11 protein-coding genes are annotated in these 14,488 nt (G+C 70.5%); 9 read left to right on the top strand and 2 right to left on the bottom strand.

Going from position 1 to position 14,488, the window contains the following annotated elements; translation table 11 throughout:
* Window positions 1-90: 90 nt before the first annotated feature.
* From IE290_RS10380 to IE290_RS10400, 5 genes are all read left to right on the top strand, one after another.
* Window positions 91-1,269: a saccharopine dehydrogenase family protein gene (locus IE290_RS10380; protein WP_191244333.1), complete on the top strand. Its 1,179-nt coding sequence runs from the start codon at window positions 91-93 to the stop codon at window positions 1,267-1,269.
* A gap of 108 nt (window positions 1,270-1,377) precedes the next feature.
* Window positions 1,378-2,574 (top strand): NAD(P)/FAD-dependent oxidoreductase, encoded by a 1,197-nt coding sequence (locus tag IE290_RS10385; protein ID WP_308431351.1) that lies wholly within the window; start codon window positions 1,378-1,380, stop codon window positions 2,572-2,574.
* A 563-nt stretch (window positions 2,575-3,137) separates the two neighbouring features.
* Entirely contained in the window at window positions 3,138-3,926 is a 789-nt protein-coding gene (locus IE290_RS10390; protein ID WP_191244334.1) for an enoyl-CoA hydratase/isomerase family protein, read from the top strand.
* Window positions 3,927-3,983: 57 nt separating this feature from the next.
* On the top strand, window positions 3,984-4,190 hold the full coding sequence (locus IE290_RS10395) for a hypothetical protein (protein WP_191244335.1): 207 nt from the start codon (window positions 3,984-3,986) through the stop codon (window positions 4,188-4,190).
* 742 nt (window positions 4,191-4,932) lie between these two features.
* Window positions 4,933-5,859: an MBL fold metallo-hydrolase gene (locus tag IE290_RS10400; protein WP_191244336.1), complete on the top strand. Its 927-nt coding sequence runs from the start codon at window positions 4,933-4,935 to the stop codon at window positions 5,857-5,859.
* A 93-nt stretch (window positions 5,860-5,952) separates the two neighbouring features.
* Here IE290_RS10400 and IE290_RS10405 read toward each other — a convergent pair whose 3' ends face one another.
* Window positions 5,953-6,675 (bottom strand): SDR family NAD(P)-dependent oxidoreductase, encoded by a 723-nt coding sequence (locus IE290_RS10405; protein WP_191244337.1) that lies wholly within the window; start codon window positions 6,673-6,675, stop codon window positions 5,953-5,955.
* 62 nt (window positions 6,676-6,737) lie between these two features.
* On the opposite strand from IE290_RS10405, the gene IE290_RS10410 reads away from it, so the two are divergent.
* The 3 genes from IE290_RS10410 to IE290_RS10420 all read left to right on the top strand — a co-directional run bounded on the left by IE290_RS10410 (window position 6,738) and on the right by IE290_RS10420 (window position 11,144).
* The gene (locus tag IE290_RS10410) at window positions 6,738-7,412 is read left to right on the top strand and encodes an IclR family transcriptional regulator (protein WP_191244338.1); all 675 of its coding nucleotides are present in this window, start codon (window positions 6,738-6,740) and stop codon (window positions 7,410-7,412) included.
* Between the two features lie 101 nt (window positions 7,413-7,513).
* On the top strand, window positions 7,514-9,790 hold the full coding sequence (locus IE290_RS10415) for a cytochrome P450/oxidoreductase (RefSeq protein ID WP_191244339.1): 2,277 nt from the start codon (window positions 7,514-7,516) through the stop codon (window positions 9,788-9,790).
* A gap of 34 nt (window positions 9,791-9,824) precedes the next feature.
* Window positions 9,825-11,144, top strand: coding sequence for an MFS transporter (locus tag IE290_RS10420; RefSeq protein ID WP_191244340.1), 1,320 nt, complete (start codon window positions 9,825-9,827; stop codon window positions 11,142-11,144).
* 17 nt (window positions 11,145-11,161) lie between these two features.
* On the opposite strand, the gene IE290_RS10425 is transcribed toward IE290_RS10420, so the two are convergent.
* Window positions 11,162-12,955: a helix-turn-helix domain-containing protein gene (locus IE290_RS10425; protein ID WP_191244341.1), complete on the bottom strand. Its 1,794-nt coding sequence runs from the start codon at window positions 12,953-12,955 to the stop codon at window positions 11,162-11,164.
* 141 nt (window positions 12,956-13,096) lie between these two features.
* Between IE290_RS10425 and IE290_RS10430 the strand changes: the two genes are divergently transcribed.
* Window positions 13,097-14,488: an MFS transporter gene (locus IE290_RS10430; RefSeq protein ID WP_191244342.1), complete on the top strand. Its 1,392-nt coding sequence runs from the start codon at window positions 13,097-13,099 to the stop codon at window positions 14,486-14,488.

The raw sequence follows: 14,488 nt of genomic DNA on the forward strand, positions 1-14,488 counted from the left end.
CACTCGAGTGCGGCACCGGACGATCCCCCGTACGGGCACATCACAGCCGCGCGAAGCGCCGGCCGGCCGCCGCACACCCACACTGCCGCTATGACAGCAGCTCCCGAGAATCCCCGTGCCCCCAAGCGCATCCTGGTGACCGGCGGCGCCGGCGAGATGGCCGGCTACGCCTGCCGCGCCCTCGCGCAGGCTGACGAGGTCGAGACGATCGTGATCTCCGACCGCGACCACGACCGCGCCGCCGCCCTCGCCGCCGAGCTCGGCGCGAAGGCCCAAGCGGCGGGGCTGGACATCTCGGACTCCAGGGCACTCCGTGCGGCGCTGCAAGATGTCGACGTCGTGCTCAACTGCGCGGGCCCCTTCTACCGCTTCGGCCGGGAAGTTCTGGCCGCGGCGATCGCGACCGGCACGCACTACCTCGACATCTGCGACGACTGGGAACCGACGCTGGAGATGCTCGAACTGGACGGCGCGGCGCGGGGTGCGGGCGTCACCGCGGTCATCGGCATGGGCGCGAGCCCCGGTACCAGCAACCTGCTCGCGATGCTCTGCATGAACCGTCTCGACGAGGTCGAGCGGGTCTACACCGCCTGGCGCATCGGCGGTCTCAAGCCACCGCCCCCGGGCGAGGAGGACAGGCCGAACGCCGCGGGCGAGCATTGGATCCACAACTGCACCGAACCGATCAAGGTCCGCCGCGGCGGCGAACTCGTCGACTCCTACGCCCTCGACGAGATCAAACTCAGCTACCCCGGCGTCGGCGAGGACTCGGCCTGGGTCTGCGGTCATCCAGAGCCCCTCACGCTCCCGCGGGTGCGTCCCGAGATCCAGGAGTCGTACAACCTGATGGTCGCACGCCGCGGCCTGATGGAAGCCCTTCAGCGGATCGCCCAACGCGTGCGGGCCGGCGAACTCGACGTCCCCGGTGCCGCCAAGGCGATCGTGCACGAACCGAACATCAACGGCCCCGCGGCCGGACCCGCCACCATTCACCGAGACCTCTTCGCGGTGGCCGAAGGCGTCAAGGACGGCGTACCCACGCGTGTCGGCGCGTCGCCGCTGATCATCCCGGCCGCGAACATGGGCGAGGTCACCGGCTACCCGCTCGCGGTCGCCGCCCTGATGCTGTGCCGGGGCCAGGTCACGGCGCTCGGCGTGCACGGACCCGAAGGCGCGGTGGATCCGGACCTCTACTTCGAGCAACTCGCGCGGTTCGTCGACAACCGCCCCGACGGCCCGGTCGTCGAAGTCGTCGCCGAGCGGATCTGAAACGGTGTCCTCCCTATGAACATGACGTACCTGTCCGGCAGCGGCTGGGCCGACCGGCCGACGACGCTCGAACCGGCCGCGGACGGCAACCTGTCCTGCGAGATCGCGGTGCTCGGCGGCGGGCTGGGTGGGATGGCGGCCGCGCTGCGGCTCGCCGAACTCGGCCACGACGTCATCCTGGTGGAAGCGGACGTCTGCGGATGGGGTGCCAGCGCGCGTAACGCCGGCTACGTGACCGGGACCGTTGGCAGCGACCCCCGGATCCTCTCGCGCTTCTACCCCGATCGCGCGGCAGGACTCTTCCGGTTCGCCAGGAATGCGGTGACACACACCGAGAAACTGATCGCCAGTCAGGACATCGACTGCGGTTACCGGCAGACCGGCGTCTTCTCCGCGGCGCCCACAGCGGCAGGGTTCCGGCGCGTCCGCGCGACCACCAAGTCGGGCAAGCGATCAACGGTGGCCACCGCCGACCAGGCCGGGATTCCACCAGCTTTCCACGGCGGAGTCCACGTCCACGTCGGCGGCATCCTCAACCCCGGCGAGTTCGCACTCGGCGTCCGGGACCTGGTTCGCGCATCGACGATCCGGGTCTTCGAGCAGACACCGGTGCAGCACGTCGCCGACACCGGTGACTCGGTGGAGATCGCGGTGCCAGGCGGGCGGATCCGGGCCGAACGAGCGATCCTGACGACCAACGCGTTCACGAACCAGCTCGAAATCGCTCCGCGCCGTCTCAGTACCCCGGTGTGGGTGACCGCGGTCGAAACCGAGCCGGTGCCCCCCGAGATGCTCGACGATGCCGGCTGGACCAGCCGGGTCCCGATCGTCACCACCCACCTGCTCATGCAGAGCTTCCGGACGACAGACCGGAACACGATCGTTTTCAGCACCCGGAAGCTCCAGATGTCGCGGCACCCGAAGGCTGACCGGCTGCCGGACCGGGCCGTTGTGGACGACCTCGTCCGCGGCTTCCGCGAACGCTTCCCCACGCTGGGCGACATCTCGCCGCGGCGGGCGTGGGGAGGATGGATCGGAATGACGCCCGCGAACCTGGCAGTCGCCGGCCAGGCGACCCCCCGGGTGGCGTATTCCATGGCCTGCAACGGACACGGCCTGCCACAAGCACCGTATCTCGCCACCCTGCTCGCCGATCACCTGGCTGGGGAAGCAATGCACGACGACCTCCGCACCGTCTGGCGGGAGTCGCCGCGCTTCGCCCCCGGCGTCGTCAACCCGGCGACCATTCGTCTCGGCTGGCTCGCCGACCGGCTGACCGACCGCCTCGGCCGCCTCCGCCGGTGACCGGCCTGGGTGCTTCCCACCGCTCACGATTGTGGTCCCGGGCCTGCCGAGCGGCGACGATGCTCGCTCGGCAGGCCCGGAGCAATTGGCGGTTCGCGACGCTGTCCAACGCCCTGCCGCAACGCGGGCAGGTGACGACGACCGCGCCCGTCAACTCGTCGACCGCGACGATCGCGGCGACGTCGCAACTGCGGCACCACCGATGCCCGGAAACCCGGATCGCGTGCGCGGGCGAAGAAACGCACTGGTAAAGCCACCGGCGATGCACCGGGCAACTGACCCGATCGTGCGGCGACAGACCGATGCGCTCCTCGGCGGCGTCCTCACGTCGCAAGGTCGCGGCGAGCTGCCGGCCACCGGTCGGCGACGGTGTCGGCGGGAAGACCTGCGCGGGATTCGACATAGCGAAAGCATCACCGCTCCAGGCTCATCCCGGATGCGCGAAGGTACCTGTTTCCCTACCTCGCCCAGGCTGTTGGTGCACCGGCCCACCGGTCCCCCGGCTGGGCACAGTTCACCCGCCGCACACGAGCACCCCGCCAGTTGCCTGCGACTCTCGACCCATGACCGAACCGACCGTCCTCGTGGAACGAACCGGCGATGTCCTCAGCCTCACTCTCAACCGCCCGCATAGGTTGAACGCACTCACACCGGAGTTGCTCGGGGCGTTCGACGACGCTTTCCGCACAGTCGGGGACGACTTGGTCGCAGTGGTCGTCCGGGGAGCCGGACGCGCGTTCTCCAGCGGCCACGACTTGAAATGGTCCGCCGAGGACGACCGCAACACGCGGATGAGCGAAGAAGACCTGGCCGAGACCACCGATGCCCTGCACCAGATCACTCGCCGTATCCGTGCCTGCCCAGTGCCCGTCGTGTCCCGCGTCCACGGATACGCGATCGGCGGCGGAGCCGAGATCGCGCTGAGCGCTGACCTGATCGTGGCCGCGGAGTCGGCCGTGTTCCGCTTCAGCGAGACGTCGGTAGGTCTCGTGGTGACGAACGGGTTCACGGCACTGCTGCCCCGGTCTGCCGGCGCGGCAGTCGCCAAAGAGATCATCATGCTGGGCGAACGGTTCACCGCCGCACAAGCGCACACCTGGGGTTTGGTCAACCGCGTCGTCGCGGACGACAACCTGGACGCCGAAGTCGACAAGATCGTCTCCACGCTGCGGGACAAGTCCCCGATCGCGCTGCGGCTGGCAAAGCGGTTGCTCGACCAGGGCTGGCAGGGCTCCCCGGAGGAGGTCATGAGCAGAGAGACCGCCGCCAGCGTGGAGGCCGCCCTCAGCGCCGACGCACGCGAGGCCGCGGCGGCCTTCGCCGAAGGAAGGCCCCCGCGTTTCCGGCCTTGACCGTCAAGCCCGGAGGCCATGCCGAGCGACCGGCTCGTCCAGCGAAAGGCGCACCCCATGAGCAGCCCCACCCGTTGGCAGATGATGCGCGACGCGATCACGTCAGCCCGGCGGAAACCGGACGTCGTCATCAAGACCTTGTCCGAGTGCGCCAGCCGGCCGGATGCGGCGGCCACGTTGGCAACGTTGCTAGACGTCGACCCGGACATCGCCGACCAGATCCTCGATCTGCGACTGTCCGACTTCATCCCACAGCACGACTGACCCGCGCACCGTTTCAACGGCAGAATTGGTTGCGCGCAGCCGAACCATCAGCACCCGCCAGCCACCACTATGCCGCGGTCCACGGGCCTGGTCACAAACGAACACGGCGACTGACCGCTCGGGCGGCGCGGCATTGATCAGGTGCGGGTCATCCCGGTCCCGCTGCGAGACCGGATCACGAAGCCACTCATCGCCCAGCTCCGGCCGGATCGGTGCCAGACCACTCTCGAACCCACTCCCCCGCTTCGGGCAGGCACCTTTTGCACAGAGCCACCCGACCGCGATGACCCCTGTGCTCGAGCACAACGACGAAGGTCCCCGGTGATTTCGGCCCGCGACGTCCGTGGTCATCCCGACACTCCGGCGCCACACGGCCTTAGAGACCCTCGACCGGCGGGCGTGACGAGCTGACCATGGTGGCCGAGCCGTTCGGGACGCCTACGCGCACCCGAGCCGCCGGCCGAGTCGTCGGCGCTATCGGCCCCGGCTGACAATCATTGCCGACCGGTCCGGCCGGCGGATACTGCTCGGCCGCGGGTGAAGGTCAGCCCGCTCCCCCGGCATCAAGCCGGTTCCGATCTTGTGCCCACCCATCGCGGTGCTGTGCACCACGGCCGCCAGGACGTCGCCTTGGCCGGCCAGCCATGGAGCAGCATGCACGCTTCTACCCCAGATCGCCGCGTTGCTGCACGAATCCGTCGATCTTCGTGGGGCGGGCGGAGCGATCGCATACTTTGCAGTCATGCACGACACGATCCAGCTGGGTGACGTGACCGTGACGCGCGTCCTCGAGTGGAGTGGGCCCTTGCGGATGGTCAGCGACATCGTGCCCGACAGCACCGCGGAAGGGCTCGCAAGGCTGGGGCCGGATTTTCGCAATCCGGACACCGGCGCCTATCACTGCGCCATTCAGAGCTGGGTCCTGCGCAGTGAGGGACGCACGATCGTCGTCGACACCGGGGCCGGGAATGACCGGGACCGGCCGCAGATTCCGGTGTTCGACCACCTCCGAACGCCCTTTCTGGACAACCTTCGCCGGGCGGGGGTCGAACCCGAGGACGTCGATCTGGTGGTGAACACCCACGTCCACTACGACCACGTCGGCTGGAACACCCACCTCGTGAACGGCGAGTGGGCGCCAACCTTTCCCAACGCCCGCTACCTCATCCCCCGCATCGACCGGCAGTACTTTGATCCGGTCAACGAGCACCGACGGCCGCCGGCGCGTACCGACGCTGACCGGCTGCGCCGCCGGGGCAGTCATCTCGTCTTCGCCGACAGCATCGTTCCCATCCTCGATCACGGCCTCGCGATGCTGTGGGAGGACAGCTTCCGGATCGACCGCAACCTCACGCTCACCCCGGCACCGGGGCACACGCCCGGCTCGTCCGTCCTCAGGCTCACCTCCGGCACGGACCGGGCGTTCTTCGTCGGCGACCTCGTGCACAGCCCGATCCAGGTGGCCGAACCCGCGGCCAACAGCTGTTTCTGCGAGAACCCGGCCGAGGCGCGCGCGACCCGGCGCCGGCTGCTCGACGAGGCCGCCGAAACCAGGGCGCTGGTCGTGCCCGCTCATTTTCCCGGCCACGGCGCCGCCGAGGTGCGCAGGTCGGGCGACGGGTACGAGCTGCACAACTGGGCCGCCTTCGAGCCCGTTCGCGTGCGCTGACCGAGGTCGTCGCACGGGCCCGGCGCAAGCGGCTGACCTCCGCCGCGTGCCAGGCAGGTACGGATCACTCGTCGGTGGCGGGACCACTCGGCGCTACAGGCTGGTGCCGGTGAACTTCTCCAGCTCGGCCAGCAGCTCGTCCTGGAAGTGTTCGTCCTGGGTGGCGGGGTGGGGCTCGCGTTGTTGTTGGTGGTACCAGTAGCCGCCGGTGGTGCGGGCGTCGTCGCTGGTAGCGAGCCATTCCTGGGTGCGGTGGCCGAGCCGGAGGTCGTCGGGGGCGCCTGGGCCGCCCATCTTCGTCGGCACCCAGCCCGGGTCCACCGAGTTGACGTACACGCCGGGCCACAACCGGGCGACCGCGGCGGCGAAGGCGGTCAGGAAGAGCTTGCTGTCCGAATAGGACGCCGTGACCCGGCGGCCGGTCCAGTCCAGGCCCCGCAGCGAGGGCCGGCCGCCGTGGTGCATGCCGCTGCTCAGGTAGATCAGCCGCGCCGGACGCCGGACGAGCGCGGTCAGCAGGTAGGGCGCCACCACGTTGACCGGCAGGATCCGCGCGCCGGTGTACACGCCGGCGTTGTGGATCACCGCGTCCATGGTGCCGAGCGCGTTCACCTGCTCGGCGACGTCGCGGGTCTGCGCCACGTCGGCCAGGTCCCCGGCCACCGCCGCGGCACCCCGGTCGAGGAGCGCCCGCACCGCGGTGAGGCGTTCCCTGTTGCGCGCGTGCAGGACGACGTCGTGCCCCTCGTCCAGGAGGGTCTGCGCCGCCGCGCGGCCGAGGCCGTCGGCGGAACCGGTGATCAGGATTCGAGCCATGACACAGCGTGCCACGGCGGCCAGTAAGGTTCGGGGCGCAGGACGGTGAAGAAGGGGCGGCCATGAGCACGTTGCAGACTCTGGACCGGGGCCTGCGTGCGCTCGAGGTGATCTCCCAGTCGCCGAACGGGGTCTCCGTCGCCGAGCTGGCGAAGGAACTCGACGTGCACCGGGCCATCTGCTACCGCATCGTGGCGACGCTCGAGGAGCACCTGCTCGTCGCGCGCACCGAGGACGGGCGGGTGCGGCTCGCGGTCGGGCTGGCCGTGCTGGCGTCCCGGTTCGCGCCGCAGTTCCACCTCGACGCCCGACCGCTGCTCAAGGCGCTGGCCAACGAAACCCACGCCACCGCGTTCATCTCCGCCGCGGAGGGGGACTCGTGCGTGGCCGAGCAGGTCGCCGAGCCCGATGACCAGGTGCTGACCGTCGGCTACCGGGTCGGCAGCAGGCATCCCCTCACCCTGGGCGCGGCCGGCATCGCGATCCTGGCCCTGCGACCGGAGGAACCCGGTGAGCCCGAGGCCGTCCGCGCCGCCCGGCGCGACGGCTACAGCCTGACCCGCGGGGAACTCGAACGCGGCGCGGTCGGTGTGGCGGCGGGCATCCGCGTGCCCGCCGGCGCCACGTCCGTCGAACGGTCGGTCGGCGTGGTCGCCATCGAAGGGCTGGACACCGAAACCGCCGCGCGAGCCGTGCTCCGCACCGCCCGCCAGCTGGAGCAGCTGCTCTCCGCCTGAGGAATCTTGACGCCCTCCGCACCCCGCCTTACCCTCATCGCAGTTCGCTCAACGCGACACAATGCGCGTTATTGGTAAAACTCCTGGTGAGAGGCAGCAGCATGAGCACAGGGTCGTGCCCGGTGTCGGCGAACGCGGCCGCGTTCGATCCGTTCGGCGAGGACTACCAGGCCGACCCGCCCGCGTCCCTGCGCTGGTCGCGCGACGAGGAGCCGGTGTTCTACAGCCCGTCGCTCGGCTACTGGGTGGTCACGCGCTACGACGACGTCAAGGCGGTGTTCCGCGACAACGTCACGTTCTCCCCCTCGATCGCGCTGGAGAAGATCACCCCGGTCTCCGAAGAGGCCACCGCGACCCTGGCGAAGTACGGCTACGCGATGAACCGGACGCTGGTGAACGAGGACGAGCCGGAGCACATGCCGCGCCGCCGCGTGCTGATGGAGCCGTTCACGCCGGAGCAGCTGGCCCACCACGAGCCGATGGTGCGCCGCCTGGTCCGCGAGTACGTGGACCGGTTCGTCGACGCCGGCAAGGCCGACCTGGTCGACGAGCTGCTGTGGGAGGTTCCGCTCACCGTGGCGCTGCACTTCCTGGGCGTCCCCGAGGAGGACATGGCGACCCTGCGCAAGTACTCCATCGCCCACACGGTCAACACGTGGGGCCGGCCCTCACCCGAACAGCAGGTCGAGGTGGCCGAGAACGTGGGCCGGTTCTGGCAGTACGCCGGAACGGTGCTGGACAAGCTGCGCAAGGACCCCTCCGGGCACGGCTGGATGCCCTACAGCATCCGCGCCCAGCGCGAGCACCCCGACGTCATCACCGACTCCTACCTGCACTCGATGATGATGGCCGGCATCGTCGCCGCCCACGAGACGACGGCCAACGCCGCCGCCAACGCGATCAAGCTGCTGCTGGAGAACCGCGAAGTGTGGGAGGAGATCTGCGCCGACCCCGGCCTGATCCCCGGCGCCGTCGAGGAATGCCTGCGCCACTCCGGTTCGGTCGCCGCGTGGCGCCGGCTCGTCACCCGGGACACCACGATCGGCGGCGTCCCGGTCCCGCGCGGCGCCAAGCTGCTCATCGTCAACTCCTCGGCCAACCGCGACGAGCGGCACTTCGACGACCCGGACGAGGTGGACATCCGGCGGGACAACGCCACCGACCACCTGACCTTCGGCTACGGCAGCCACCAGTGCCTGGGCCGGAACCTGGCCCGCATGGAGCTGCAGGTGTTCCTCGAGGAGCTGACCCGCCGCCTCCCGCACCTGGAACTCGTACCCGGCCAGAAGTTCAGCTACGTCCCCAACACCTCCTTCCGCGGCCCGGAACACCTGTGGGTGCACTGGGATCCCGCGGCGAACCCCGAGCGGAAGGACCCATCGATCCTCGCGGCACGGCAACCCGTGCGCATCGGTGAACCGTCGAAACGCACGGTCACCCACACCGTCACCGTGCTGTCCGCCGAGCGCGCCGCCGACGACGTCGTCGAGCTGACCTTGGCCGCCGCCGACGGGAAACCGCTGCCGAAGTGGTCCCCCGGCGCGCACATCGACCTGGAACTCGGCGACGTGTCCCGGCAGTACTCGCTGTGCGGCGACCCGGCCGACCGCACCACCTACCGCATCGCCGTGCTGAAGGATCCGGACAGCCGCGGCGGTTCCCGGTACGTGCACGAGAACCTGCGGCCGGGCAGCACGCTGACCCTGCGCGGGCCGCGCAACCACTTCCGGCTCGACCCCGCGGCGCGCCACTACATCTTCGTGGCCGGCGGCATCGGCATCACGCCGATCATCGCGATGGCCGACCGCGTCAAGGCTGCCGGCGGCAGCTACGAACTGCACTACTGCGGCCGCCGGACCACCGCGATGGCGCTGCTCGACCGGTGCCGGCGCGACCACGGCGACCGGCTGCACCTCCACTGCAGCACCGCGGGAACCCGCCTCGACGTCGCCGCGCTGCTCGCCGAACCCGCCGAGGGCACCCAGATCTACGCCTGCGGACCGGACCGGCTGCTCACCGCCCTGGAGGACGCGAGCGCGCACTGGCCGGGCGACGCTCTGCACGTCGAGCACTTCACCACCACCCAACGGGTTCTGGACCCCAGCGTCGAGCACGCCTTCGACGTCGAGCTCGCCGACTCGGGACGCACGGTGCGGGTCGCCGCGGACCAGACCGTGCTGGCCGCGCTGCGGGCGGCCGGCGTGGACGTCCCCAGCGACTGTGAGGAAGGGCTGTGCGGCACTTGTGAAGCGCCGGTGCTCGGCGGCGAGGTGGACCACCGCGACGTGGTCCTGACCAAGTCCGAACGGGCCGCCGGCACGAAGATGATGACCTGCTGCTCCCGGGCCCGCGGCGGGCGGATCACGCTCGGGCTCTGACTGTTTTTTCGCTGATCTTCGAAAGGAACTGACAATGGTGTCACGAGTGGACCACGGCACGCGGCCGTCCACTACCGGTTTCCGGCGCGTGCTCGCCGGCAGCATGGCCGGATCGGTGCTGGAGTGGTACGACTTCGCCATCTACGGCGTGCTCGCCGCGACCGTGCTCGGCCCGCTGTTCTTCCCCGGCGGCAGCGGGGTGGTGCAACTGCTGCTCGCCCTGGCCACGCAGGGCCTGGGCTTCATCGCGCGGCCGCTGGGCGGCGTGGTGTTCGGCCACCTGGGCGACAAGTTCGGCCGCAAACCCATGCTGGTCACCACGTTCCTGCTGCTCGGCACGTCCACCGCGGCCATCGGGCTGCTGCCCACCTACCACCAGATCGGCATCTGGGCGACCGTGCTCCTGGTCGTGCTGCGCATGACGCAGGGTTTCGCGCTCGGCGGTGAGTTCGGCGCCGCGGTCCTGATGGTGAGCGAGTACGGCGAGCCGAAGCGGCGCGGGTTCTGGGCGTCCTGGCCACAGGCGGGGGCGCCGCTGGGCACCGTGCTCGCGACCGTCGTGGTCACCGTGCTCGCCGCCGTGTTCCCCGGCGACGCGTTCGACGCGTGGGGCTGGCGGGTGGCGTTCCTGGTCGCCGTGCCGCTGCTGGTGATCGGGTTCTGGATCCGCCGCAGCGTCGAGGAGTCGCCGGTGTTCCAGGCCGCGCAGGCCGGCGCCGAGCAGCGCGCCGCGGGGCAGCGGAAGTCCAGTGTGCTCGAAGCCCTGTCCCGGCCGCGGGCCGTGCTGCACGGGCTGGGCATGCGGCTCGGGGAGAACATCGCGTTCTACATCTACACCGTCTTCGTCATCGCCTACGCCACCCGGTACTTCGGTTACGCCCGCGGGGACGTGGTGCTGGCCGTGACGTTCGCGTCGGTGTGCCAGTTCGCGGGCATGATCGGCGGCGGGCACTGGTCCGACCGGGTCGGCCGCAAGACCGCGATGCTGGTGCCGGCGGTCGCGCTGGTGGTGTGGGCGCCGGTGTTCTTCTGGATGGTGCAGACCTCCAGCGTGCCGGTGTTGTGGCTGGGCGTGTGCGTGGGCGCGTTCTTCCACGGCATGCTCGCCGGGCCGGAGGCCGCGTGGATCACCGAGCTGTTCCCGACCCGCTACCGCTACGCCGGTTCCTCCCTGGTGTTCCAGGGTTCCTCGATCATCGCCGGGGCGCCGGCGCCGCTGATCGCGGTGTGGCTCATCGACAGCTTCGGTGTCGGCACGGTCATCGGCTACCTGGTGCTCACGATGGCGATCACGGTGGTCGCGGTGGCGACCAGCCGCGAGACGACGGGCGTGGACCTGGACCGCGTCGGGTGAGGAGATCGCGCCGGCGGTCAGCGGTCCGGTGCGGGGGCTATCGCCGCGAGGTGGTGCAGGCGGAGTCCCAGGCGGAGTTCCAGGTCGTTTTCCTGGCGCCAGTCGAAGCCGAGCACTTCGCCGGCGCGGTCCAGTCGCTTGAGCAGGGTGTTCACGTGCAGGTGCAGCGCACGCGCGGTCGCCGCGACGTTGGCCCGGTTCGCGTAGAAGGCGTTGAGCGTGCCGACGAGGTCGGTGCCGCGTTGCCGGTCGTAGTCGAGGAGCGGGCCGATCGAGCCGGCGATGAAGCGGTCGAGGTCGCGGACCCGTTCGGTGTCGAAGACCATCGCGTAGAGGGCGTACCGCGCGGTCGTAGCGCCCAGGTCGGTGTGCCCGATCGCCCGCACCACGGCGCCGCAGCGGCCGGCCAGTGAGAACGCCCGCGCCCAGTCGTGGTTGACCGCCCGCTCCCCCACCACGATGACGGGTGCGCCGGTCATCCGGCGCAGCCGGCGGTGGACCTCCTCGACGGTCCGGTCGTCGTCGTCGCTGTGCAGGATCATCGTGGCGCGGCCCAGGTGCTCACCGGCCAGTGCGCAGTAGTCGCGGGCGATGTCGTGCAGGTACCGCGCCAGATCGGTCGGCGAGGACGTGGGCGAGTCCGCGACGAGGACCAGGTCCAGCCGGTCGACGTCGATGTTGCGGGCCCGGGCGCGGGCGCGCTGGGCGGGGCTGATCCCGGGGCCGCCGACCATGAGCTCGGTCAGCAGCTCGCCGCTCAGCCGCTCGCTGGCCTCGGCGACGGCCCGCTCCTTGAGGATGAGCAGCCCCAGGATGTGGGTGGCCCGCTCGAGGGTCCGCACGTCCATGTCGTCGCGGACGCCGTGGTCGGCGCCCGCCTCGCGGCTCCACGCCAGCGCGCCGAGATAGCTGTCGCCGGCTTGGATCGAAGCGACGCTGTGGGCGACTCCAGCCGGGTCGACCGAGGTCGTGCAGCGGCCCGACCGTCGTGCGTTCTCGACGGCGCGGGCCAGGTCGGCGTCAGCGGGAGCCCGGCACGGATCCGACGCCGAGTCGCGGTGCGCCACCGCGGCACCGGTCCGGTCGAGGAGTGTGACGCTCCCGCCCAGTTGATCGGCGAGGAGCTGGACGACATCACCGGGCGTCCCGCCGGCGAGCACGACCCCGGTCAGGGCTTCGTGGCTGGCTTGCGCCCGCTCCATGACCGCCACGTGCTCCTCGATCTTCCGGTACGCGATCCGCAGCTCCCGCAGGGCGGTCCGGCTGGCGTCGTAGAGACGGGCGTTGTCGAGCGCGACCGCGGCGTGATCGGCGAAGGCGCTCAGCAACGCGATCTCCTCGGCCTGGAACGACCGCTCGGAGCGGTCCGCGGCGAACAGGGCGCCCACCGCTTCGCCCCGGATGACCAGGGGCACGCCGAGGAGCGCGACGAGACCTTCGGTGGCGACCACCCGGTCGAAGTCCGGATCGTGGTCGATGCCGGCGGCGGCGGCGTAGTCGCGCACCCAGTGCGGGCTCGCCGACGCCAGCACTTTGCCGCCGAGCCCCACGTCGGCGGGGATGGACGCGGCGAGGAAGGACGCGGAGATCGTCCCCTCCGACGCCCTGGCCGACAGTCTCCCGTCCGCGCCGACCAGCGACAGGTAGGTGAAGTCCGTGCCGATCAGGTCGTGGGCGTGGCGGACGATCGACCGCAGCACCTCGTCGAGCTCACCCAGCGCGGTGAGCGACTTCGCGGTCGCGTACAAGGACGCCAGTTCGCGCTGCCGGCGCGTGAGCGAGCGCGACTCGCCCGCGGGATCACTGGCCACCGTGCCATCCCTCCTCCGCGCCAGATGGAAGAAAGACCCACCGAAACGGCGTGAGGTGTGGATGATACACACCTCAACCACCCGGTAGCGGCGCCCCTAACCTGACCGCCATCACCCGTGCTCCCAACGAAGGCGGCATGTATGGCAACTCCGCTCGCCCAACCCGACGGACAGCCCGGACAGCTCGGACAGCCCGGCGCGGGCACCGCCCGGCAGCGGTCCTTCCGCAAGCTGCTGGCCGTGGGCCTGATCGGCAGCTCGATCGAGTGGTACGACTTCTTCCTCTACGGCACCGCGGCCGCGCTGGTGTTCCCCAAGGTGTTCTTCCCGCACTCCTCGGCCCTGACCGGGACGCTGCTCGCGTTCAGCACGTTCTGGGCCGGTTTCGTGGCGCGCCCGATCGGCGGGGTGCTCGCCGGGCACCTCGGTGACAAGTACGGGCGCAAACCGGTGGTCGTCACCTGCCTGGCGCTGATGGGGGCCGCGACCTTCCTGATCGGCTGCCTGCCCAGCGCGGCGAGCATCGGCGCGCTGGCCCCGACGCTGCTGGTCGTGCTGCGCTTCGTGCAGGGGCTCGCGGCCGGCGGCCAGTGGGGCGGCATCGTGCTGCTGCTCACCGAGTCCGCCGGCCCCAAGCGGCGCGGTTTCGCCGGAACCTTCGGGCAGACCAGCGTCCCCGTCGCGGTGATCATCTCGAACCTGATCTTCGTGGCGGCCAGCAGCCTGATGCCCGACGGCGCCTTCCTCAGCTGGGGCTGGCGCATCCCGTTCCTGGTGAGCGTCGTGATGTTCGCCGTCGTCCTCTACATCCAGACCAAAGTGGAGGACACGCCGGAGTTCCGCGAGCTGCAGCGGCAGGCGTCGCGGCCGGAGAAGGCGGTGGTGCGGGCCCCGCTGGCCGAGGTCCTGCGCAGCCGCTGGCTGACCATCCTCCTCGGCTGCGGGATCCTCTCGGCCACCAACAGCCTGTTCTACGTCAGCATTTCCGGGCTGCTGAGCTACGGCACCGGTTCGCTGGAGCTCGAGCGCAACCCGCTGCTGGCGGTCGTGCTGGCCAGTTCCGTGGCGATGCTGGTGACCATCCCCTGGTCCGGTCACCTCTCGGACAGGGTGGGCCGCCGTCCGCTGATCCTCATCGGCGGCCTGGGCGTCGCCCTGTGGGCGTTCCCGTACTTCTGGCTCGTCGACAGCGCCTCGCTGCCGCTGATCTTCGTCGCGGTGGTGGTGGGTTTCGTCTTCCAATGCCTCACCTACGGCCCGATCGCGAGCTTCCTCGGTGAGCTCTTCGCGCCCAACGTCCGCTACTCGGGCGCCTCACTGGCCTACCAGCTGTCCGCGATCATCGTCAGCGGTGGCACGCCGTTCCTGATGACCGCGCTCATCGCGCGGACCGGGAGCACCATGCCGGTCGCCGCCTACATCGCGCTCATGGGCCTGATCACCTTCGTCAGCGCGTGGTTCCTGCCCGAGACGAACCCCGCCGAGGTCCGCGACGATCCGCACGCCGTCCCCGGCGCGCACCTCTACCGCTGA

The organism is Amycolatopsis deserti, from assembly GCF_014653945.1.
GTDB classification, from domain to species: Bacteria; Actinomycetota; Actinomycetes; order Mycobacteriales; family Pseudonocardiaceae; genus Amycolatopsis_E; species Amycolatopsis_E deserti.